General features: G+C 35.4%; 18 protein-coding genes and 1 tRNA gene. 9 read left to right on the plus strand and 10 right to left on the minus strand.

Annotated elements, in window-relative coordinates; translation table 11 throughout:
• Window positions 1-451, minus strand: a 451-nt coding sequence (gene rimP, locus AACZ41_RS13740; RefSeq protein ID WP_339629101.1) for a ribosome assembly cofactor RimP, incomplete at its 3' end; no start/stop codon positions are given.
• 220 nt (window positions 452-671) lie between these two features.
• On the opposite strand from rimP, the gene AACZ41_RS13745 reads away from it, so the two are divergent.
• The gene (locus AACZ41_RS13745) at window positions 672-1,997 is read left to right on the plus strand and encodes a cation:proton antiporter (RefSeq protein ID WP_339629102.1); all 1,326 of its coding nucleotides are present in this window, start codon (window positions 672-674) and stop codon (window positions 1,995-1,997) included.
• Window positions 1,998-2,056: 59 nt separating this feature from the next.
• Here AACZ41_RS13745 and AACZ41_RS13750 read toward each other — a convergent pair whose 3' ends face one another.
• Together AACZ41_RS13750 and AACZ41_RS13755 are read right to left on the minus strand one after the other, a co-directional pair.
• Complete coding sequence (locus AACZ41_RS13750; protein WP_339629103.1) at window positions 2,057-2,389, minus strand: hypothetical protein; 333 nt, start codon at window positions 2,387-2,389, stop codon at window positions 2,057-2,059.
• Between the two features lie 239 nt (window positions 2,390-2,628).
• A tRNA-Gln gene (locus tag AACZ41_RS13755) sits at window positions 2,629-2,699 on the minus strand.
• A gap of 166 nt (window positions 2,700-2,865) precedes the next feature.
• Between AACZ41_RS13755 and AACZ41_RS13760 the strand changes: the two genes are divergently transcribed.
• Window positions 2,866-6,219 carry a DUF2723 domain-containing protein gene (locus tag AACZ41_RS13760; RefSeq protein ID WP_339629104.1) on the plus strand — a complete coding sequence of 1,118 codons (3,354 nt, stop codon included), beginning with the start codon at window positions 2,866-2,868 and terminating at the stop codon, window positions 6,217-6,219.
• 54 nt (window positions 6,220-6,273) lie between these two features.
• Here AACZ41_RS13760 and AACZ41_RS13765 read toward each other — a convergent pair whose 3' ends face one another.
• From AACZ41_RS13765 to AACZ41_RS13775, 3 genes are all read right to left on the minus strand, one after another.
• Window positions 6,274-6,570: a thioredoxin family protein gene (locus tag AACZ41_RS13765; protein ID WP_091623614.1), complete on the minus strand. Its 297-nt coding sequence runs from the start codon at window positions 6,568-6,570 to the stop codon at window positions 6,274-6,276.
• A 92-nt stretch (window positions 6,571-6,662) separates the two neighbouring features.
• Window positions 6,663-7,892, minus strand: a complete 1,230-nt coding sequence (locus AACZ41_RS13770; RefSeq protein ID WP_339629106.1) for a metallophosphoesterase — start codon at window positions 7,890-7,892, stop codon at window positions 6,663-6,665.
• Between the two features lie 56 nt (window positions 7,893-7,948).
• On the minus strand, window positions 7,949-8,671 hold the full coding sequence (locus AACZ41_RS13775) for a copper homeostasis protein CutC (RefSeq protein WP_339629107.1): 723 nt from the start codon (window positions 8,669-8,671) through the stop codon (window positions 7,949-7,951).
• Between the two features lie 41 nt (window positions 8,672-8,712).
• Between AACZ41_RS13775 and AACZ41_RS13780 the strand changes: the two genes are divergently transcribed.
• From AACZ41_RS13780 to AACZ41_RS13790, 3 genes are all read left to right on the plus strand, one after another.
• On the plus strand, window positions 8,713-9,699 hold the full coding sequence (locus tag AACZ41_RS13780) for a N(4)-(beta-N-acetylglucosaminyl)-L-asparaginase (RefSeq protein ID WP_339629108.1): 987 nt from the start codon (window positions 8,713-8,715) through the stop codon (window positions 9,697-9,699).
• A 105-nt stretch (window positions 9,700-9,804) separates the two neighbouring features.
• A complete protein-coding gene (polA, locus tag AACZ41_RS13785) occupies window positions 9,805-12,639 on the plus strand; it encodes a DNA polymerase I (RefSeq protein WP_339629109.1) in 2,835 nt (944 codons plus the stop codon).
• Window positions 12,640-12,729: 90 nt separating this feature from the next.
• Complete coding sequence (locus AACZ41_RS13790) at window positions 12,730-13,068, plus strand: T9SS type A sorting domain-containing protein (RefSeq protein WP_339629110.1); 339 nt, start codon at window positions 12,730-12,732, stop codon at window positions 13,066-13,068.
• Window positions 13,069-13,076: 8 nt separating this feature from the next.
• On the opposite strand, the gene AACZ41_RS13795 is transcribed toward AACZ41_RS13790, so the two are convergent.
• The 4 genes from AACZ41_RS13795 to AACZ41_RS13810 form a co-directional block, all read right to left on the minus strand.
• Entirely contained in the window at window positions 13,077-15,524 is a 2,448-nt protein-coding gene (locus tag AACZ41_RS13795) for a TonB-dependent receptor (RefSeq protein WP_339629111.1), read from the minus strand.
• Window positions 15,512-16,636, minus strand: a complete 1,125-nt coding sequence (locus AACZ41_RS13800; RefSeq protein WP_339629112.1) for a DUF4249 domain-containing protein — start codon at window positions 16,634-16,636, stop codon at window positions 15,512-15,514. The genes AACZ41_RS13795 and AACZ41_RS13800 overlap by 13 nt, the downstream gene beginning before the upstream one ends.
• 119 nt (window positions 16,637-16,755) lie before the next feature.
• On the minus strand, window positions 16,756-17,265 hold the full coding sequence (locus AACZ41_RS13805) for a hypothetical protein (RefSeq protein WP_339629113.1): 510 nt from the start codon (window positions 17,263-17,265) through the stop codon (window positions 16,756-16,758).
• 67 nt (window positions 17,266-17,332) lie between these two features.
• Entirely contained in the window at window positions 17,333-19,945 is a 2,613-nt protein-coding gene (locus AACZ41_RS13810) for a DUF5916 domain-containing protein (protein ID WP_339629114.1), read from the minus strand.
• Window positions 19,946-20,214: 269 nt separating this feature from the next.
• Between AACZ41_RS13810 and rplM the strand changes: the two genes are divergently transcribed.
• From rplM to tsf, 4 genes are all read left to right on the plus strand, one after another.
• Window positions 20,215-20,670, plus strand: a complete 456-nt coding sequence (gene rplM / locus AACZ41_RS13815; protein WP_091623643.1) for a 50S ribosomal protein L13 — start codon at window positions 20,215-20,217, stop codon at window positions 20,668-20,670.
• Window position 20,671: 1 nt separating this feature from the next.
• The gene (gene rpsI / locus AACZ41_RS13820) at window positions 20,672-21,058 is read left to right on the plus strand and encodes a 30S ribosomal protein S9 (protein WP_339629115.1); all 387 of its coding nucleotides are present in this window, start codon (window positions 20,672-20,674) and stop codon (window positions 21,056-21,058) included.
• Window positions 21,059-21,295: 237 nt separating this feature from the next.
• A complete protein-coding gene (gene rpsB, locus AACZ41_RS13825) occupies window positions 21,296-22,435 on the plus strand; it encodes a 30S ribosomal protein S2 (RefSeq protein WP_339629116.1) in 1,140 nt (379 codons plus the stop codon).
• A 69-nt stretch (window positions 22,436-22,504) separates the two neighbouring features.
• A complete protein-coding gene (tsf, locus tag AACZ41_RS13830; protein ID WP_339629117.1) occupies window positions 22,505-23,329 on the plus strand; it encodes a translation elongation factor Ts in 825 nt (274 codons plus the stop codon).
• Window positions 23,330-23,400: the final 71 nt, after the last annotated feature.

Raw genomic sequence — 23,400 nt, forward strand, 5'->3', positions numbered from 1 at the left:
ATACAACTTTTGCTTTAATAATATCTGAAAAATTTACTTCTTCTTTTTTCTGAACAGTCACCTTTCCCTTACCAATAGGCTTAGGCTCTCTTGCCTTCCACTCCAAAACAATAGAGTCATCATTCACCAAGGTTAAATTTCCTTCGATTTTTTGATCCTTTGTTAGAACCTCTAGCTTCCTTCCAACATTCTTTAAATATTGACGTGGCATTACTAGAGGAGCCGAAGCACCTGCCGAAGCAACTTCAAGTGAAAAATCGTGCTCGTCTCGATCTAAATTATGCTCGATAGCCCTACTGATTTTCATACAGTCACTCACCGTAACCCCATGATCACCATCTATTACAACGTGAATACTATTATCAGCACCCATTGTAAAATCTATCAAAAATAGGGATGTGTCTTCTTCAAGACCCTGCTCCAATAATTCTTTAACTTTTTCCTTTAGCATAAATAATAAGTAATAAAAGAGGGGACTAATTGTCCCCTCATGAATACTTTTATATCCTTTCAGCACTGCAAATATACAATAAATTTAATTTCCTACAATACCGTTTCACCTCCTAATTCATTCCACACTAAAACAATCAAATAAAAAATAACCTCTTTAAAAAGAAGCAAGGTTAGTTTTTATATTATTTTTAGCCGAATGTCAACCAAAACACAACCAAATGGAAATTCTATCCTCCTACAACCTAATCATTGGCGCATCGCTTATTGTTGTATTGTCGTTCTTATTTAATGGTATATCAAAAAAAACGAATATACCTGCAGTGTTAATGCTAATCGTATTAGGTATGCTAATAAAGATAGGCTTAGGGTTTTTCATACCTGATATACCCGATTTTAAAGGCTCCTTAGAAATATTAGGAACGGTAGGTTTAATTATGATTGTACTTGAGGCCGCCTTGGAGCTAGAGCTGAAGAAAGAAAAATTTTGGCCTATTCTAAAATCTATGGCAATTGCTTTAATTGGCTTGATTGCTTCGGCTTACGTTGCAGCGCTAATTTTATATCAATTTATACCAAACATGACCATGCAATCTGCATGGCTATATGCTACACCTCTATCCATTCTTTCAAGCGCTATAATTATACCTAGTGTTGGCGGACTTACAGAAGCAAAAAAAGAATTTCATATTTATGAAAGTACATTTTCTGACATCATGGGTATTATGATGTTCTATTTCTTAACAGGCAAACTAAACCCTTCAGAGGATGCTGGTGTAGCAGGTTTTGCAGGAAACTTAGTACTAACCATCATAATTGCAATTGTTGCGAGTTATGCCATCATATTAATTTTTCAACGTATTAAAAGTCAGGCAAAACAATTTTTACTCATATCGGTATTACTGCTACTATATGCAATTGGAAAAAAGATGCACTTATCCTCTTTAATTATAATCCTCATATTCGGTTTAATTGTAAAAAATGTAAACTTATTTTTTCCTGGGAAGACAAAAATTTTCTTGGAAACTGAACGGATGCAACAAATATATCATGAATTACACATAATAACCTTAGAAACCGCATTTGTTGTTCGCACCTTCTTTTTTGTGATATTCGGAATCACAATCGTGCTTGCAACCTTATTAAGCGTTAATGTAGCAATAGTGAGTTTACTAATAATAGCCTCTATTTACTCAATACGCTTTATTGTACTTGTTATCTTTGTCGGCAAAGACATACTTCCACAACTATTTATTGCCCCAAGAGGATTAATAACCGTATTACTTTTTTACGCGATACCCATGGAAGCTCAAGTAGAAGGATTCGAATCGGGAATATTGTTATTTGTAATAATCGCAACAAGTTTAGTTATGACGTGGGCTATGATTCGTGACAAACGCAAAATGGGAACCCTGCTAGATGAAATAGATGAAGAAATATTAGAACGCAATTTAGCTGAAGATGCATTACGTGCTTCTGAAATAGAATCAGCAAACGGCCATAGTATTGAAAAAACGCAGCAAACATCGAAAAAAGACCCTATTTGATATAAAAATAGAATACGAAATAACCTAAAAAGGGTTGTCTTTTTTAAGTTTAATTAGTACTATTGAGGACCAAACGAGGCATGAACCTCGACCTGATCGCTATGAGCTTCAAGCTGATTATTGTTCATGCTATCTACTTCTTTTCTAAAACGAAGAATCATAAGTGTATCTAATTGCTGATCGATACTATCTCGCAAAACCCTCCAGTTAGTGGAATTCATTTTTTTATTGTACTCCATTATTTTATTGAACCTATCTAAATTATAACGGTTCGCTTTCCATGCATGCGCAGTACTTTCTTCGTGCTTTAAATCTTGTAGGTAAAATCCAATGCCAAATCCAAGCAACACAACAATCAATAAAATTTTTAAAATTTTTGGAGAAAGATTCATAGGTCAAGTTATTAAGGGCACTAAATTATGACAAAACCACATCGAAATGGTTTCTTTTCCGATAAATTACTAACGTTATTAGATTAAATGTACAAAAATACTGATATAATAGATAGCCATTTCTTCTTGTTAACATTCAGAACAAATCTCAACACTCCACTAACTTAACGAATGTTTGGGCTGTTAAAAACAAAAATCCCGACATCACATGATATCAGGATTTTCTTTGTTCTCATTAGTTGGCCCACAAGGACTCGAACCTTGAATGACGGTACCAAAAACCGAAGTGTTACCATTACACCATGGGCCAATACCTTCTAAGAGGGTGCAAATTTAAAACAATGTTTGGTTTCACCAAACATTTTTTAATGTAATAATAAAAAATAGTGCTTTTACCCTGTTAAAGGTTTATAAAAATAGTACAAACTTCTCTATATTAATTAGTAAATTCGCGACTTAGGTTTAACCCAAGCTTCATGTTTTCAAAGAACTACCACAAGTGGGACACCATATTAGGATGGTCCGTATTTTTCATAGCCCTTATTACATACTATATTACCGTAGAACCCACAAATAGTTTTTGGGATGCTGGCGAGTATATAGCTACAGCCGCAAAGCTGCAGGTAGGACACCCACCAGGAGCTCCTTTACTGCAAATGATAGGTGCATTTTTCTCTATGTTCGCCTTCGAACCTAGTAAGGTTGCCATGATGGTGAATTTAGTATCAGGCGTTTCAAGTGCATTTACCATTTTATTCATGTTCTGGACAATTACTAACCTTACCAGAAAACTTATCGATAAAGATGGTCCGTTTACCAATAGTAAAGCGATAGCTGTTTTTGGTAGTGCATTTGTAGGATCTCTTGCCTTTACCTATTCAGATAGTTTTTGGTTCAATGCAGTTGAAACAGAGGTTTATGCAACGGCAAGTTTCATCATGGCCTTATTATTATGGCTAGGCTTAAAATGGACTGATAATTTAGATGATCCACGTGGTAACCGATGGATTATTTTAATCTCGTTTGTCGTAGGCCTTACTTTCGGTATTCAATTTATGGGCTTCTTAGCCATACCGTCTATAGGTCTATTGTATTATTTTAAGACCTATAAGGAGACTACAGTTAAAAATTTCCTGCTAGCCAATATCATTGTTATAGCAATTTTAATGTTGGTTTATAAATTCTCTCTTACTTACGTCCTTCAATTATTTGGATGGGGAGAAGTGTTTTTCATCAATAGCATCGGATTACCCTTCAATTCGGGATCTATCATCATCGGCTTAGTATTCATTGCTACTTTCTATTTTGGCTTGAATTACACTCGTAAGAATAATTTTAGAACCGGTAACACCATCGTATTATGTATGATGTTTTTATTCCTAGGATTTTCATCATGGTTAATGTTACCAATTAGAGCAAATGCCAAGGTAGTTATCAATGAGAATAATCCAGAAGATGCAAGAGCCCTTTTAGCATATTACAATAGAGAGCAATACCCTGGTGTAGATAGCCCTGTATATGGTACTTATTATTCTGATATGTTTGCAGCTGCTGGTGAAGACCAAGATGGCAAACCTAAATATGAAAAAGATTATACGCTAGGTAAGTATATTGTTGTAAACAAATTCAAGGATGCAGTTCAGGGTCCTAATCCAAAACATCAAGGTCTACTACCTAGAATGTGGAGTTCACAGAATGCAGAAAACTACATGCGTTATTTTGGGGCGTTAGATTTTAGAATCACACAGCCAAATCAAGAATTAAGACAAGCAGCTGAGCAGATTAAAATAGGTTTTGCTAATGGTGAAATTGGTGCAGACCAATACATTAGTTTTCTGAAACGTTTTGATGAATATATAGAAGTTCAACCACCGACTGTTTGGGACAATATTAAATACATGGTTGAATTTCAATTCAATTATATGTACCTACGTTATTTCATGTGGAACTTTGTAGGTAAGCAAAATGACGTTCAAGGACGTTACAACGATAATGGAAATTGGCTTAGCGGTATAAATTTCTTAGATAGCTGGCGTTTAGGCAGTCAAGATAATTTACCGAGCGATATTAAGAATAACCCTGGTAGAAATACGTACTTCTTTTTGCCGCTATTATTAGGTATAATTGGGATTGTTTTTCAAGTTTCAAAAGACAAAAAACAATTCTGGGTATTATTGATTTTCTTTCTTTTCACAGGTTTGGCAATTCAATTTTACACCAACCCTGGTATATTTCAACCACGTGAACGTGATTATTCCTTAGTAGGCTCATTCTATGTTTTTGCTCTTTGGATAGGTTTAGGCGTATACGGGCTTTATGACAGTTTTAAAGATTGGATTACTCCTAAAATTCTAGCTCCAGTTGTGGTTATTGTCACCCTACTTGCTGTACCTACGGTAATGGCGGTTCAAAATTGGGATGACCATGACCGATCTAATCGTTTTACGGCAAACTCTTCTGCCAAAGCATATCTAGATTCTTGTCAAGAAGATGTGGGAGCCATACTTTTCACCATTGGTGACAATGACACCTTCCCTATTTGGTATGCACAAGAAATAGAGCATTATAGAACAGACGTACGTGTAGTTTGTACGAGTCTTTTTGAAACAGATTGGTACGTAGATCAAATGAAGGTCGCTGCATACGAAAGTGCTCCTATTCCTTCTCAAATTTCACATGAGAAATATAGATGGGGCTCACGAGATGTGTTATATCACCAAAGTATCACCGAAAATAGATGGCCTATTAAAGATTTCATTAATTGGATAGATAGCGACAAACCTAGAACAAAGCTCAAATATCTTTTTGAACAAAATGGGGCTGATTTAAGTCAGTACTCAGAGGACACTCAAAATATGGTGTATTATCCTACTAATAAAATAAGGGTTCCTGTTAACAAACAAAATGTATTAAGTAGTGGTCTTGTTAAAGAAAAGGATGCAGGTTTAATTGTTGATTTTATCGACATAGATTTACCTGGTGCCATCACCAAAAAGAGTATGATGATGTTAGATATTTTGGCCAATAATGATTGGAAAAGGCCATTGTATTTTTCTGGAGGTAGTTTTGATGATGCAGAATATCTATGGATGAAAGATTACCTGCAATTAGATGGCTTGGCGTACAAATTGGTTCCTATTCGTACAGAACGCCCGAATGCTTTTGAATTAGGCCGTATTGATACCGATTTAATGTATGATATTGTTAAGAAATGGGATTGGGGTAATGCAGGCGGTGATATTTACCATGACACGCAAACACGCATACAAAGCGTGTCTTTTAGAGGCAATTTAGCCCGATTGATGGAAGCATTGATCAAAGAGAATAAAATGGATAAGGCTAAAGATATTATTGAAATATCATTAACAAATATGCCAGTTGAAAAATTCGGGTATTATACGCTTATAGAACCATTTATCGATGGATACTATAAAGTTGGTGAAAGCCAAAAAGCGCGTGAACTTTTCGAAACATTGAAGAAGAAGTATCAAGAACGATTAGAATACTATGCCTCAGTAAGTTTAGATGAACAATACAGTAGCATCGATGACATTATCGCCGATATGGAAGCCTATAGACGTAATATTGATATAATCATCGCGAACGATACTGAAGAGATGGCTGAAAAAGAAACTTTAATATTTAACGAGTATATAGATAAATTTCAACATTTCTATAAAGACGAGGATGATATGGCGTTACCAGAGGGCGGCGGATTAGAATCTGACCCAGATATGATAGATACATTACCAGATTCAGATACCATACAGACAGACAATACAAATACAGACATATTACAGGACACTGTTGGTATAAAGGCACAACAATAAGCTTTGGGCGAAAGCCCAAGGCTATACTTAGCTAATCGAATTTATTTAGGAAAGTTAAACGTACTCCTTAAGAATACCAATAAGGGTATTGGCATCTTGCTCACCGCTTTGGCGCCATACCATTTCACCTTTTTTGTAGATCATTAAGGTTGGTAGACCTTTAACACGTAAAGCTTGAGAAAGCTCTTTATTTTTATCTACATCAATTTTAATAACCTTACCTCTATCGCCTAGAGCTGCAGCAACATCTCTCAATACAGGATGCATTGCAGTAGACTGTTCATTCCACTCTGCATAAAAATCGAGAAGAACCGGCACTTGTAAATCTATAAGCTCACCAAATTTGGACATATAAAATGCTTTACTATGTTAGCCAAATGTAATAAAAATTGTTAAAATACAACCCTAGCCGATACATTTGTAGGCTTCTAAAAGGGTTAAAATCATGTTAATGCCTTTTTTCGCAATGTAATGACAGTAATTTCCGGCCATATTCCAACTCTTCCTGGATATCCCAAAAACCCAAAACCTCTATTTACATTAATAAATTGCCCCATTTCCTTATAAATACCTGCCCAATAAGGATATCTCCATTTTACAGGGCTCCATTTGATCCATCCCGGTATTTCAATACCAAATTGCATCCCATGGGTATGCCCACTTAAAGTCAAATGGTAATGATATGAATCTTTGATTACTTCCATCTCCCAATGAGATGGGTCATGGCTCATTAGTATCTTAAAATCATTCTCGTTGATTTGAGAAGCTGCTTTTTTTAAATCTCCGGCCTTTTTAAATCCACCCTTACCCCAATTCTCAACTCCTACCAAAGCAATTTTATCACTTCCTTTCTTTAAGTATCGATGTTCATTAAGTAATAAATCAAAACCCATTTCTTTTTGTAACACTTTTAGGTCTTCCAAATTTTGACTCTTAATCTCCTCAGTCTCCCATGGTATATAATCTCCATAATCATGGTTACCTAAAACAGAAAACTTACCATCTTTAGCTTCTAAGGTTGAAAATAAATCTGCCCATGGAAGCATTTCTGAAGTCATATTATTTACCATATCACCTGTAAACAAAAGCACATCACTTTTTTGCTTATTGATTAGATCAACACCGTACTCGATCATTTTTCTATCATCAAAACTGCCGCTATGAATATCTGAAATTTGAGTGATTTGATAGCCATCAAAACCATCAGGAAGATCATCAAACTCTAAAGTATATTTTAAAACCTTAAAGTTGTATTTACCTTTATACATGCCGTAAAGAAGCGCACCAAAAGGTATTGAAGCTATACCAAGAGCAACTAAACTCAAAAATCGCCTACGTGCCGGCAGACCAAATTCTTTATCTACCCCATAAATTTTATGATAAATTCCGGAAGTGATTCTATATAAATCTTCAGAAAATAAAAAAATAATGGTAATAATATTGAAAGTAAGTATTGTCAATAAAAACCCAAACGCATAGCTTTTAGGCACATTTAAAACTCTACTAGTATCATCACCTACCGTAAACTGATATACAAAATTGACCATTACCGCAAACGAAACAATAATGTATAAATAAGACCACCATGGCTGCTTAGCAATTGTTTTTAATGCTTGAATTACATAAAAACCCAGTGCTATATAAACCAAGATGAAAATAATCCAACGTGTCATAGATTCTTTTTCGCAAAGATATCCGTATAAAAGTTTTATAAGAGCTCATTTGCATTTTATTTAACCTTATCCATCACTGCCTTGATTTTCTCGAACTGCGTAACCACTAAATGGTCATCACTTAGAAAACCACCTGTATTCATAGAAATCAGTGGCGCATTAGACAAAGTTTCAGTCATTGCCGTACCCGATAAATGAACAACATTAAAACCCTTATTCTTAAAAAGTTCGACGTTGCTTGAATTGATTCCTGAACCGGGCATTATTTGAATACAAGAATTTTGCTGCTTTAAATCAGACAATAAATCAATACCTAAGCGTGCAGACTTTTGCTGACCAGAAGACAAAATATAATCTATTTCTAAATCATCTAATTGCTTAAGGGTTCTTAATGGGTCTTTAACCCAATCAAATGCCCTATGAAATGTAAACTTTAAATCACCCGAAGAAGATCTTAATTTTCCTGTTCGTTCTACATCCAAAGTAAAACTTTTAGTGAGCACGCCAGAAACGATTCCTTCAAATCCTAGTTCCTTGCATAATGCGATATCAGCCAACATAATATTAAACTCCGCGTCAGAATACGTAAAGTCACCACTTCTTGGACGAATCAAAACATGTACAGGAATTTGCACCTGATTTTTTACTGCTTTCAACAATCCGTAAGATGGGGTTAAGCCCCCTACCGCCAACTCACAACACAACTCAATGCGATCTGCACCAGCACGTTCAGCAACTAAGGCAGATTCTAACGAATTTGCACAAACTTCTACTAGCATATTCTTATATTTAGGGTTGTTAAAAGTAAAGAACCCAACCCATGAAAAGAAGAAAGTTCCTTAGAAATTCTAGCACAGTAGCTGCAGGAATAATGTCAGCTCCTTTGTTAGCATCATACACTGAGAAAACAACTTCGAAAGAAATAAATTCTGCCGGAGTTTTACCTATCGCTATTTGCACATGGGATTTCGGTAATGCGACCGCCAAAGCATGGGAAGTATTAAAAAATGGCGGCACCTCATTAGACGCAGTTCACCAAGGCGTTATGGTCGAAGAAAACGATTTAAAAAATAGTACCGTTGGTAACGGTGGCAGACCTGACCGTGATGGCAATGTCACCTTAGATGCGTGCATTATGGATAAGGATGGAAATTGCGGAGCTGTTTTAGCAATGCAAAATATTGCGAATCCAATATCCGTGGCTAGAAAGGTAATGGAAGAAACACCGCATGTTATGCTTGCCGGTAAAGGAGCAGAACAATTCGCTTATGAGCAAGGTTTTGAAAAAACAGATTTATTGACCGAAGAGTCAAAAGAAGCATGGTTAAAATGGAAAGAAACCTCACAATACAAGCCCATAATAAATATAGAAAATCATGACACCATAGGCATGTTGGCTATTGACGAAAAGGGAGATATCTCAGGAGCCTGTACCACTAGTGGCATGGCCTACAAAATGGCCGGTAGAGTTGGAGATTCTCCAATCATAGGTGCCGGATTATTTGTGGATAATGAAGTTGGCGGGGCAACCGCTACAGGTGTTGGTGAAGAGGTTGTTAGAACCGTTGGTAGTTTTCTTATCGTTGAATTAATGAGACAAGGAAAGTCACCACAAGAAGCATGCGAAGAGGGCGTAAAACGTATTATTGCAAAAAATAAGGATAAACAAGATTTTCAAATCGGGTTTATTGCCATTAATAAAAAAGGAGAAACAGGTGGTTATTGTATTCATCCTGGGTTCACATATAGAACGTATACCAAAGATGGCCATATAAATAACCCCTCGGATAGTTATTTAAAAAGTTAGGTTAGTTTGACTTAGAAAAATTTTAATGTCTAACCTTAAGACAAATCCATGGGTTAATTTCTCTTTCAATTTGTACTTTTAAACCCTCAAATTTAATATTCAAAAATGGCAGATCAAAAAAGACTCTTCTTACTAGATGCATATGCATTGATATTCCGTGGCTATTATGCCTTGATAAAAAATCCTAGAATCAACTCTAAAGGCATGGATACGTCTGCGATAATGGGATTCATGAATTCATTGCTTGATGTAATTAGAAGGGAAAAACCAGACCATTTAGCTGTATGCTTTGACAAAGGTGGAAGTGTAGAGCGTACAGATATGTATGAAGCTTACAAAGCAAACCGTGACGCAACACCCGATGCCATTCGTATAGCGATACCTTATATTCACAATATTCTGGAAGCGATGCATATACCTAGTGTAGTATTAGAAGGCTGGGAGGCAGATGATATAATAGGTACCTTATCTAAACAGGCAGAAAAGGAAGACTACAAAGTATTTATGGTAACCCCCGATAAAGATTTTGGACAATTGGTTTCTGAAAATATATTCATGTACCGCCCTGCACGTATGGGTAATGGTATCGAGATATGGGGAATTCCAGAAATTCAAAAACGTTTTGGCGTAGAGCGTCCAGAGCAGGTTATAGATTACCTAGGTATGATGGGCGATGCCAGTGATAATATACCTGGTCTACCAGGTGTTGGCGATAAAACCGCCAAGAAATTTATTGCTGAGTTCGGTAGCATGGAAAATCTTTTAGCTAATACTGACAAGTTGAAAGGAAAAATGAAGGAAAAGATAGAGGAGAACAAGGAATTGGGCATCCTCTCGAAAAAATTGGCAACTATTTGTATTGATTGTGACGTAACCTTTAATGCATCAGATTACGAGCTTTCAACCCCTGACTTTGAAAAGGTTCAAGAAATATTTGAAGAGCTAGAGTTTAGAAGGTTAAAAGATCAATTCTTAAAACTGTTTTCTAATGAAACCGCCGAAACTGTCACACAAGTAACAGGCACACCAACCGGTAAAAACCAAGAACAAGATGCAGGATCCGGTCAGTTTTCACTTTTTGGAAATACTGGTGATTCTCCTGCAACCATTAAAGACTTCTCAAGCAGACAGACAATTACGGATGTTGCTCATGTTTACCAAAGCGTCGCCTCGGGTTTGGCTATGAAGTTGTTTATTCAAAATTTGATGAAACAAACATCTGTTTGTTTTGATACAGAAACTACAGGATTGGATCCTTTAACTGCAGAATTAGTAGGAATTGCTTTTTCCTGGGAAGCCACTAAAGGGTTTTACATACCTTTTCCTGAAGATAAAGACGAAGCACAAGCCCTTATTGAAGAACTACGCCCTTTCTTTGAATCTGAAAAAATTGAAAAAATAGGTCAGAACCTTAAATATGATATCAAGGTTTTAGACAAATATAACGTTGATGTAAAAGGACCTTTGTTCGATACCATGTTAGCACATTACCTTATCAATCCTGATATGCGCCATAATATGGATGTTTTAGCGGAAACCTACCTTAACTACACTCCCATTTCCATTACCGAACTCATTGGAAAAAAAGGTAAGAACCAGTTGAATATGCGAGAAGTTCCCGTAGAAAAACAAACGGAGTATGCCGTAGAGGATACCGATATTACTTTTCAATTGGCTCAACATTTTAGACCAGAACTAAAAGAAGCCAATACAGAAAAATTATTTCATGAAATTGAAATTCCATTATTACGGGTATTAGCAGATATGGAATTGGAAGGCATCAATCTAGATAAAGAATTTTTGCATTCACTTTCTTCCGATTTGAACAATGATATCGCTGCACTTGAGAAGAAAATCTATGAGGACGCTGGCACCGAATTTAATATTGGCTCACCAAAGCAGCTAGGTGAAATCTTATTCGACAAGCTAAAATTGGTTGAAAAGCCTAAGAAAACGAAAACGGGTCAGTATTCTACTGCTGAAGATGTATTGTCCTATTTAGCAAAAGACCATAAAATTATTCAAAATGTATTGGATTACAGGGGTCTTGCTAAATTGAAAAGTACCTATGTAGATGCATTACCTGAACAAGTTGAACCATCAACGGGTCGTGTACATACAGACTATATGCAAACAGTTGCCGCTACAGGTCGTTTGAGTAGTAATAATCCCAATTTGCAGAACATTCCTATACGAACCGAACGCGGTCGCCAAGTTCGTAAGGCATTCATCCCAAAAAATAAGGATTATACTTTATTGGCTGCAGATTATTCTCAAATAGAACTTAGGATCATTGCTGCTTTAAGTGAAGAAACCACCATGATAGAGGCTTTTAAAAATGGTGAAGATATTCATGCTTCAACCGCCTCTAAGGTTTTTAATGTTCCTTTAGATCAAGTAACCCGTGAACAACGAAGTAATGCTAAAACCGTAAACTTCGGCATTATTTATGGAGTTTCCGCTTTTGGTTTAAGTAACCAAACTGACTTGTCAAGAAGCGAAGCTAAAGAGCTTATCGACACCTATTACAAGACCTATCCAAAACTGCGAAACTACATGAGCGAGCAAGTAGATTTTGCTCGTGAAAATGGTTATGTACAAACTGTTTTAGGCCGAAGAAGATACCTTAAAGATATAAATGGCAGCAATGCCATTGTTAGAGGTGCAGCAGAACGCAACGCTGTAAACGCTCCAATTCAAGGTAGCGCAGCTGATATTATTAAAATTGCTATGATCAATATTCATAAAAAACTTGTTGAAGGCAATTTTAAATCTAAAATGCTTCTTCAGGTTCATGATGAATTGGTCTTCGATATTTACAACCCAGAGTTAGAAGAATTAAAAACATTGATAAAGTCTGAAATGGAAAATGCCTACAAATTAGATGTTCCTTTAGATGTGGAAGTGGGTGTTGGAGAAAATTGGTTGGTGGCGCATTAACACTATTCCCCTAAATGTTAAACCTTCTTAATATTACAAGAAACTCATTTAAAAACCCGTTAGGTATTTACTATTCTATTGTAAAATACCATGAAAAACAAAATATTATTTTTCATTTACATAACCGCTTTTCAAGTAGGTTTTTCCCAATCATACAAACATGAAATAAGTGTTGAGACTAAGAACCCCATAAAAATAAAAGTCTTTCCTAATCCAGCAACCAATGTAATAAATATTTTAGGTCTTCATAATTCACCCAATGCATCGATTATCATCACAGATATATCTGGTACGCAGGTTATCTCGCATCAGTGGGTAATTCAGCATAACGCCCTAAATATTCCTGTATTTAATTTAGAGAAAGGGGTTTATTTGATAACCATACAAACAGAACATCAAAAAATACAGCGTAAGTTTTTCAAGGAATAAAAAATCTACTATTGAAAAACAAAATTATAAGTCAATGCAAATAGTGGACTATTTAAAATAGAAAGTTCATAAGAACCTAAAGGGCTGCCTAAAAAAACATCGGCATCAACACCAGGTTGACGTTGAGAATAATATATATTGAAAGGATTTCGACGACTATAAACGTTATAGATTGTAAATGTCCAATCGCCAATCCATCTTTTATTTACTTTTTCACCATACTTAATATTCCAAGAGAAATCTAGTCTATGGTAAGGCCGAAGTCTTGCATTGTTTCGATCAATAAAAATTGGAACATCAATATTTTCTAATTTAAAAACACTATTTGCAACTGTATAAGGTCTTCCTGTTTGCCCTGTGAAATTAAAACTCCATGTATTATACTTATCTCCTTCAAAATTTATAGTTGAATTTACCACGTGTGGTCTATCAAAATCTGAAGCATACCAATTATTATTATTTATTCGATCTCCAAGATCTTCATTATCGGATCTTAACAAACTTCTAGACCATGTATAGTTTAACCAGCCATTTACTTTACCACTAGATTTTTTTATGCTAAACTCAACACCATAAGCCCTACCCTCACCTTGAATGACATCACGTTCTAAAAATTCTTCAAGAAAAAAATCTGCCCCAGGCTTAAAAGTCAAGTTATTTTTAGAATCACGATAATATCCTTCTAAACCCAATTCAACAGCATTATTCGCCAAATTTTTATAGATTCCTAATCCATAAGTATCACTTATTTGGGGTTTTATATTTGAATCAGAAGTCTTCCATCTTGAGGTAGGCAAAGGTGTTGTTGAATTATATACATTTTGAAGATATTGGTTGAGTCTTGCATAACTTGCCTTTATCGATGTAGTTTCGTTTAACTTTATATTCGCTCCTAGTCTTGGCTCTAATCCATTATAAGTCTTCACCCCTGCACCCTTTTCAAAATCAGTGACACCCAATAACAAACCGGTAGTTTGGTCTAATTGCGCTTGCTTATAAGGACCTACAAGAACATAATGACTAAATCTTAAACCTGCTGAAATAGCCACATTGGCAACTGGCTTAAAATTAACATTACCATAACCAGCAAATTCATAACTATTTTCTTCAGCCAAAGATACCGCTACCACACTATTACCATTACCAGGCCGTAATTCACCTGGCCTAATCTGGTACTTATTGGCCTGAACACCTACATAATAATCTAGATTAGACTTTATTTCCTTAGAAAATTCTGTAGCAAAACTTTGATAGTTAATTTTCGATTCAAACACAATTTCATTTGGATTGTCAACTTCTGGAAATATAGTTTTTGGCGAATAATCACTCATAACTAAGAATGTTCTTAGATTACTTCTATCATTAAAAGAATGCCTCCAATTTAGTGTGCCGTTTAGAGTTTTAAAATCATACTGATTATTTTTCGCATTGATATTCTGTATTTGGGTAATCAAATCCAACTGATAAAAATCTTTACTATAAAATCCAGTAAATGTTATTTGATCATCCTCTGTTGGCAGATATAATAATTTCAAAGTACTATCATAGAATTTAGCTTTTGTATCCTTTAATCGTTCTGAAACCAAAGGCAATAAAAAATCTGTAAGACCGGCTCGTCCGCCAAAGGTCATCATTAGCTTATCTTTAATTATAGGTGTTTCAATATTCAAACGACTTGAAACAATACCTATTCCTCCACTCAATTTAAATTTGTCTACATATGGGTTTTTTACTTTTAGATCTAATACCGAAGTTATTCTACCTCCGTATCGTGCAGGAATATTAGCTCTATACAAGTCAACACTTGAAATAACATCTGGAGTAAATACTGAAAAAAGACCAAATAGATGGGTTGGGTTAAAAACAGGTGCATTATCTAATAATAATAAATTTTGATCTAGTGCACCACCCCTAACTGATAACCCATTACTGATTTCTCCCGCGTTATTAACCCCTGCCAAAAGGGTCATACTCCTCAGAACATCTGCCTCGCCAAGACCAGATGGTATTTTTTTCAGCTCTTGCGTTTGTAATTGCAACGCTCCCATTTGGGGCAATTCCAAATTATCATTAATGCGTTTAGCCCTCACAACAACTTCAGAAAGCTGCTCTTGTTCTTCAACAAGGTTAATTGTAATTTTCTTCTTAGAGTTTAAGTTAACATTAGCCGTCTCGCTTTTAAAACCGATATAATTAATATGAACCGAATAGGAATTTTGAGGAAGATTAATAGAAAAAATTCCATTGTTATTTGTGATACCACCACATGAACATTCATCGATAATAATTTCCGCACTCTCCAATGGCTGCTGTGTCAGCTCATCGATCACTTCTACAACTAAAAGATACTCTTGAGCTACAATTGTATTTGAGCATAAAACCGTAAGCACTAAACCCAAAATAAGATTTATGGCCTTCCTTGAAAAATGATTTTTATCTTGATCTAATTCATCCATGCTTCTGGCTGTATCGCTGTTTTAAATCTTCCTTCATTACAAGGAGCTTCTATAGTTGCAGGGGGTGGGTAAGGAGACATAAATGTTGGTTCGATGCTCAATGGTATTTGAGGGTCCAATGAACTTTCTGGAATATCACCTCTATCAATAAAAATATCAGCACTTGATGTCGCAGCGGCAGTGAACCTACCAAACACAAAATCATCTGGATCGTTTGGGTTGTAAATATTACCTATTAAAGCAGCTGGTGGTGGTGCATTGAACCCACTATTATTATCGACCAAGTCCTTTAAGACTTTATAATAATCAAATGCATCTGGAGTTAACGCTAACTGTTGAATTTCAACCACGATATTTTCTTTTGTATATAGTGGTACATTGGCAACAATTAAATCAGTTGTAGTTTTTCCGTTTGAAAATTTATCATCAAATAAAGATATACTTTCAGGGTATCTAATTTTCCAGCAATCTGTGTCACAAGTGTAACTGAAATAATCTGGCGTAGTAATACTAGTAGGGCCGCATAACCCATCTCGGTAAATACCATCAAAACAAACTTGGCAAACCAATAAATTTTCATAAGATTTGAATGTCCAGTAATAATAATTCTCTTCATTAACCGGATCATCAAAAGTAATTGAAATAGCATGGCCAGGTTCAAAAGAGCCTGTTCCATCATTATATTGCAATTCAGGATTATAGGAAGCTTTAATATTTGAAATAGGAACAGGTTCCAATACTGTTTCAGGTTGGGAACGGTATTGTCTACCGTCTTCCAAGGCAACCTCTATTTCCCACTGCTCACCCACATTAGCTTTAAATTCAATTGTAGGCACATATGCTCCTTCCAATTCTACTAATTCAACTACTTGGCCCGTCAAAGAATTTACGAATGAAACAGATGCTCCATTTTCAAATTTTGTTTTATTTATTCCAAATTCATTTACCGATTTATTAATTATCACATAAGAGCCTCCTTTTACAGTCGTAGCTATACCTTCTATAAAAACCAAACCTTCTTTAAACTCAAACTCAGGTTCAACCGGATCAATACAATTTGTAAGGAAAAATGGCGATACTATTAAAAGGAGTTTTACAATTAATCTATTCATTGAAATATTCAAAAAAGCACTATTTTGATTTTAAAGATAGCATTAAATATTACATAGAGTTCTTTTGTAAAAAAAACCCTCGCAAATAATTGCGAGGGCTTAAATCTAGAATAAAAAAATTATCTTTTTACGAAAATCATTTGTCCGTCATCCGAAAAGTTCGGAATTTCCAAATCAGCAGCATCAACGGTCATAATATCTCCATCTATAGAAACATTAATACTTAAAATTTCGCCGTTACTTTTAGTAGTCGTTACTGTAGTACCATCAAAAGTATAGGTGCTTGATTCGATGTCAGACTCAGTTGGACAAGGAATATCTAAACCCGTACCAGTTGCATTTACTTCTACATAGTTTGCTGAATTAGAAGCACTAGCCGTTAAATCTTCGTTAAATGTCAAGGTAACTACATAACAATCTTTGTCCGTTAAAAGATCAAGAATCCCTTTTGCAAATTTTGTGTTATCCGACGCTGTAGCATCATCAATTACAAGTTCAGTGGCATCCCAAGTACCTAAAATAGCAGTGCTTGCAACTTGGGTTTCCGCTTCGCTATCATTTTTGTCCGAACTACAAGAAATTAGCACCAGAGCCATCCCTAAAAAGAATAAAATATGTTTATACATCATTGTTAAAATTGGTTATTAACCTTTTAAAACGAAATTATCAACATATTATTTCACAAACAAATTTCACTTATAAAACAAAACGATAGGTGGCTTTTATTAGAAATGTATTATCCTTCTTTTGTCCAAAGATTTGAGCATCCAAATTATTCCCTAGGGTTTCATAAGGATTTGCAGAACCTAAAACACCCTGTGACCATACCAAAAAGATTTCTGAACCAGGAATATACTCCCATCTTAAAACAAGATTTGACCTAAACTGAACGAATGAAAAATCTGGGTTTTCTATTTCATAATCAACTATTCCATCTGTATCTTCATCTATCAAATAAGGATTTCCAATATCTGGACTACTAATTTGATTATTAGAAAACTTAGTTACACGTTCATTAAGGTCTTCTGCTATAGGATTATTTACAAAATTAAAATCGGTGTACGTGCCTCTAGAAATAAAAGGTTGTCCGTAATATTGAATTGATAGATTCGGATTTAAACTGTAATTGAATCGGATAGAAGTGCTGAACGTTCGTTGATCAATATTACCTGTAATATATCTTGGGGTACCATTAAATCTTTTTTCAGTTACATATTGCGTTTTATTGGGATTCTCTTCATATTCAGATGAGATAGAAAGACTAAAAGCATCAAAAGGTTGGTAGTATAACCGTAAAACATAACGCTCTAAAGAGAAGTTATTTTCAGCCGCCTGACTATTAACGTAGCCTAATGTAAAACTTACCTTTTTTCTGTTATCAGAACCAAAAAAGAGATATCCGAAATTTTCATCGGACCATCGCCACCTTGGTCCACCCCGCAGAACTGTGTTTGAAAATATTCTTGGTTTATGCGCCCCTCCAAGTTCAGTCCACCAATTATTCTTATAATTTATAAATCCTTCAAATTGATATTGAACTCTGTTGTAATTACCTTCAAAATCAAAGGTCGCATACTGACTTAGTCCCATTTGCGCACGACGATAAAAATTAGTTGGCTTTAAAAACAATCGCTTAATTGATGCTGTTTGCTTAATTTCATCGGCCTGCCTTAAAAAACCAATATCATTCAATTCTAATTCTGGCGACCTCCATATTAATCCACCATCATAACGCCAATTTCCACCACCGGCTTTGCCTATTTCTATTTTACCGCCAGTACCTGACATCGAGGTTCTTGTAGAATCAACCTCTACATGACCAGCATCTACTCTTTGAAATAAATGGGTTATACTATTTTGAGTTTCGGCTATAGCCTTTTCACTACCCGTAATATGACTAGTAACAAAATTACCTTCAAAATAATAGTTTCTATTTTTCCAGCTATGTCTAAAATCGACTCCACCGGTATATGCGGCACTTCTTAGAAAATTCAATTCATCGGTAAGGTTTCTATTTGTTGCTGTAAAAATTCCTCCGATATACGAATTTCTCTCATTAAAATCTTTCTGAACTCTACCGACAAGGTAGTTTGTTAATGGCTCAACAAGCTCAGACCTTCTATTGCCGGCAACATCTTCAACATCTGCGAACATTTTACCCGTAACACTTTCCAAAAGACCTAATGACCACCCTTTTTTTGTCTTTCCTGAAAATTTAGCAGCTCCTAAAATGGTCGAATTGGTAGGTTCATCAATAAATTCAGTCGCAGTCGCAGTGGTAAAACCTTGAGGACTTCTACCGATTCTTCTACTGTAAAACACGTTATCATTACCATCAGCAAATTCATAATCAAAAATATTCTTGTTTTCTATAAAGAAAGGCCTCCTTTCTTCAAAGAAAATTTGAAAGCCATCTAATGCAATAGCACCAGGATCCGCATCTACTTGTCCAAAATCAGGATTTACAGTCAAATCTAGAGTAAGGTCATTTGTGAGTCCGATTTTAGCGTCTAACCCCACATTTAGCTTATAATCTTGCCCGTCTCTAAACGGATTACCATCTTGAGCGGGATATCTATCGTATTGATTAACCAAAAACGGTTGTATTTCTAATTGTTTTTGAGGCTTTATATTATCCAACCCTTTTAATCTTCCAAACTCACTTACCCAACCTGGAGCTTCTAATGAAATAGGTTGCCATATAGAGCGCTCTTCGCCTCTAAAATACCGTCTATGCACTTGAAGACCCCAAATTTGTTCTTTCTCAGAACCAAACTTTAATTGACTAAAAGGAATTTTCATTTCCGCTGTCCATCCTTCCTCATCAATATTTGTAGATGTATACCAAATGGGGTTCCAACTAGAATCCCAAAAATCACCATTTTGAGAAATAAACTCATCACCTTTGACACCCGCTGCTGATACGCTAAATGAAAACCCAGTTCGTTTATCACTATAACTGTCAATATTCACTTCTACCCAATCACCAGAAAAACTATCACGTCTTGCTAGACGTTTCTCAATTTTACTAGGTATACTATCTAAACATTTAATACCGACATATATATATTTTTCGTCATACATAATTTTGAACTTAGTAGCTTGGCTAGGCAACTTACCGTTATTAGGTTCAAAAACGGTGAAATTACCATCCCAATGAACATTATCCCATGCACTATCTGAAAGAATTCCATCTATAATTACCGCCTCTCCAAAAGGTATTGGCGCTGTGATATATTCCTTGATAATCCTTAAAGTGTCTTTTTGAGAATGAGTAATAGCAAAGGATAAAATAAATAATAAGCTCAAGTAAAAATTTCTAAACATAATATTATAATGTAATCTTTGGTATATTGTTGATGATAGTAGAGTGACTCAAAAAATAACCACTTGTTACAAATTTGGCACTAAAACAGATAAGTTTAACAGTATTGTATTTGCTTTAAAGACTTCAGAAATAATATTTATAATAAAAATGTAAAAAATAAAGAAACAAGTATTTGCAATTCAAGTTAATAATCGTAGATTTGCAGCCCCTTTGACGGGATTGATTAAAATAATAGTTAAAAATAGCAGTAGTGGATACATTAAGTTATAAGACCGTTTCGGCCAACAGAACAACTGTAAACAAAGAGTGGTTATTGGTAGATGCCGAAGGAGAAACATTAGGACGCATGGCTTCAAAAGTCGCCTATTTGTTAAGAGGAAAGCATAAGCCAAGTTTCACCCCTCATGTTGATTGTGGTGATAATGTTGTTATTATCAATGCGGAGAAAATTGTTCTTTCAGGAAATAAATGGTCTGATAAGACGTATTTAAGATACACAGGCTACCCAGGTGGTCAACGTTCTACTAGTGTAAAACAATTATTGGATAAAAATCCAGAAGGTATTCTTGAAAAAGCGATAAAAGGAATGTTACCTAAAAACAGATTAGGTGCAGAACTTTTCAGAAACCTAAAAGTTTACGCAGGTACTGAGCACGGTCAAGAAGCACAGAAGCCAACTGTTGTTAATTTAAAAGACATTAAATAAGATGGAAGTAATTCATAAAATTGGTCGTAGAAAGACCGCTGTAGCAAGAGTATATCTTTCTGATGGAAATGGAGACATCACTATCAACAACAAAGATTTAAGTGTATACTTCCCAACTGCAACACTTCAATATAAAGTAAAACAACCTTTTACGTTAACTGAGAGTTTAGATACTTATAATGTAAAAGTAAATGTTTACGGTGGTGGTATTACAGGCCAAGCAGAAGCTATTCGCCTTGCCCTTTCAAGAGCAATGTGCGAAATTGATGCTGAAAACAGAAGTATTTTAAAACCGGAAGGCTTATTGACAAGAGACCCAAGAATGGTTGAACGTAAGAAATTCGGTCAGAAGAAAGCGCGTAAGAAATTCCAATTCTCGAAACGTTAATTCAAATCACAAAATTACCAGGCACCCTTTTTGGGTGCCTATTTTATATATTTTATCACACTGGAAAATCCAGATTATTAACAAGTTCATTGAAAGTCCTTTAGGGACAATTAAAAATCCTTTAATCCATTTAAATTAAAGGTAAATTAGTTTAGCATCTAAATGGTGAAGGCTTTTGCACAATTGCAAATACCACTTTACTATTGCTAATTCATAAGAACGTAAACTAAATTTAAAATGGCGAGAGTCGAAGTAAAACAATTATTAGAAGCAGGTGTGCATTTTGGCCACCTAACAAGAAAGTGGAATCCAAACATGGCTCCTTACATCTACATGGAGCGTAACGGTATTCACGTAATCAATCTTTACAAAACAGTTGCAAAATTAGACGAGACCAATGAGGCTCTTAGCAAAATTGCAGCATCAGGTAGAAAAATACTTTTCGTAGCTACCAAAAAACAAGCAAAGGACATAGTTGCTGAAAAAGCAGCAAAAGTAAACATGCCTTACATCACTGAAAGATGGCCAGGCGGTATGTTGACTAATTTCGTTACTATTCGTAAAGCTGTAAAGAAAATGGCTTCTATCGATCGAATGAAAAAAGATGGTACATTCTTAACTCTTTCTAAAAAAGAAAGACTTCAAGTAGATCGTTTGCGTGCAAAATTAGAAAAGAACCTTGGTTCTATTTCTGAAATGACACGTTTACCAGGTGCGTTATTCATCGTTGATACAATGAGAGAGCACATTGCAGTTAAAGAAGCTCAAAAATTGAACATTCCTATTTTCGCAATGGTCGATACCAACTGTGACCCTAGAGATGTAGATTATTTAATACCTTCCAATGATGATGCTTCTAAGTCAATTGACATCATTATGACAGAAGTTACCAATGCGGTTGCCGAAGGTCTTGCTGAACGTAAGTCTGAAAAAGGTGATGCTGCTGAAGGTAAATCTGATGATAAAAAAGAAAAAGCTCCTAAGAAAAAAGAAGCGGCCGATAAACCAGCACCATCTCCTGAAAAGGTTGATACTAAACCAGCTCCAGTAGTTGCTAAAGTACCAAACGTTGAAGTTGATGTTGAGGCTACCAAAGAAACAGTTGCTAAAAACGAAAAAGTTGAGGCAGATGACTTAACAAAAGTAGAAGGTATCGGACCTAAAGCTGCTGAAGCTTTAGTTGCTGCAGGTATTGCTACTTTTGCCGATCTTTCTAAAGGAGATGCTGAAAAAATCAAAGAAATCTTAACAGAAGCAAGTTCAAGAATGGCTCATTTAGATCCTACTTCTTGGCCAAAACAGGCTAAAATGGCCGCTGATGGTAAATGGGAAGAGCTTAAAGAATGGCAAGACAACACTAAAGGTGGCGTAGAATAAGCAACTACATTTTTTATATAAATAAATTAAGAATAACCCCCTAGTAAGGGCACACTAAAAGTAAAAGAAATGGCAAAGATTACAGCCGCAGAAGTTAATAGATTAAGAAAAACGACTGGTGCAGGAATGATGGATTGCAAGAAAGCCTTAGTAGAAGCTGAAGGTGATTTTGAAACCGCAATTGAAATTCTTCGTAAAAAAGGTCAAAAAGTAGCAGCTAAGAGAGCCGATAGAGATTCTTCTGAAGGTGCTGCTATCGCTAAAGTAAATGATGATCATACCAGTGGAGTTATCATTTCACTTAACTGTGAAACTGATTTCGTAGCTAAAAACGAAACTTTTGTAACGTTGGCTACAGAATTAGCAGATTTGGCAATCAATTTTGATTCAAAAGAAGCATTCTTAGCTGCTGATTACAAAGGCATGACCGTTCAAGAAAAACTTATTGAACAAACAGGCGTTATTGGTGAGAAAATTGAAATCGGCGGTTTTGAAACTTTAAGCGCTCCATTCGTTGGCTCATACATACATGCAGGAAATAAAATTGCAGTTCTTACAGGTCTTTCAGCTGCGGTCGATGGTGCTGAAGAAGCTGCAAAAGATGTTTCTATGCAGGCTGCAGCAATGAACCCTGTTGCATTAAATGAGGATGGTGTCGATCAATCTGTAATCGATAAAGAAATCGAAATCGCAAAAGATCAATTGCGTCAAGAAGGCAAGCCAGAAGAAATGCTTGACAATATCGCAAAAGGTAAATTAAAGCGTTTCTTTAAAGACAACACCTTGATTAATCAAGACTTTATTAAAGACAGCAAACAAAGTGTTTCTCAATACGTAAAATCTGTTGATTCTAAATTAGAAGTAACAGGATTTAAAAGAGTTGCATTAGGTTAATTACAATACAACTAACTCAATAAAAAACCGTCTTACTATTAAAGGTAGACGGTTTTTTTATTTAAAATACT

This window comes from uncultured Maribacter sp. (assembly GCF_963974015.1).
Classification (GTDB): Bacteria; Bacteroidota; Bacteroidia; order Flavobacteriales; family Flavobacteriaceae; genus Maribacter.

Excerpts from the sequence above, each read along its gene's own strand:
- AACZ41_RS13745 (WP_339629102.1), top strand. The coding sequence starts at position 672 with ATGGAAATTCTATCCTCCTACAACCTAATCATTGGCGCATCGCTTATT.
- AACZ41_RS13750 (WP_339629103.1), bottom strand. The coding sequence starts at position 2,389 with ATGAATCTTTCTCCAAAAATTTTAAAAATTTTATTGATTGTTGTGTTG.
- AACZ41_RS13760 (WP_339629104.1), top strand. The coding sequence starts at position 2,866 with ATGTTTTCAAAGAACTACCACAAGTGGGACACCATATTAGGATGGTCC.
- AACZ41_RS13765 (WP_091623614.1), bottom strand. The coding sequence starts at position 6,570 with ATGTCCAAATTTGGTGAGCTTATAGATTTACAAGTGCCGGTTCTTCTC.
- AACZ41_RS13770 (WP_339629106.1), bottom strand. The coding sequence starts at position 7,892 with ATGACACGTTGGATTATTTTCATCTTGGTTTATATAGCACTGGGTTTT.
- AACZ41_RS13775 (WP_339629107.1), bottom strand. The coding sequence starts at position 8,671 with ATGCTAGTAGAAGTTTGTGCAAATTCGTTAGAATCTGCCTTAGTTGCT.
- AACZ41_RS13780 (WP_339629108.1), top strand. The coding sequence starts at position 8,713 with ATGAAAAGAAGAAAGTTCCTTAGAAATTCTAGCACAGTAGCTGCAGGA.
- polA (WP_339629109.1), top strand. The coding sequence starts at position 9,805 with ATGGCAGATCAAAAAAGACTCTTCTTACTAGATGCATATGCATTGATA.
- AACZ41_RS13790 (WP_339629110.1), top strand. The coding sequence starts at position 12,730 with ATGAAAAACAAAATATTATTTTTCATTTACATAACCGCTTTTCAAGTA.
- AACZ41_RS13795 (WP_339629111.1), bottom strand. The coding sequence starts at position 15,524 with ATGGATGAATTAGATCAAGATAAAAATCATTTTTCAAGGAAGGCCATA.
- AACZ41_RS13800 (WP_339629112.1), bottom strand. The coding sequence starts at position 16,636 with ATGAATAGATTAATTGTAAAACTCCTTTTAATAGTATCGCCATTTTTC.
- AACZ41_RS13805 (WP_339629113.1), bottom strand. The coding sequence starts at position 17,265 with ATGATGTATAAACATATTTTATTCTTTTTAGGGATGGCTCTGGTGCTA.
- rpsI (WP_339629115.1), top strand. The coding sequence starts at position 20,672 with ATGGAAGTAATTCATAAAATTGGTCGTAGAAAGACCGCTGTAGCAAGA.
- rpsB (WP_339629116.1), top strand. The coding sequence starts at position 21,296 with ATGGCGAGAGTCGAAGTAAAACAATTATTAGAAGCAGGTGTGCATTTT.
- tsf (WP_339629117.1), top strand. The coding sequence starts at position 22,505 with ATGGCAAAGATTACAGCCGCAGAAGTTAATAGATTAAGAAAAACGACT.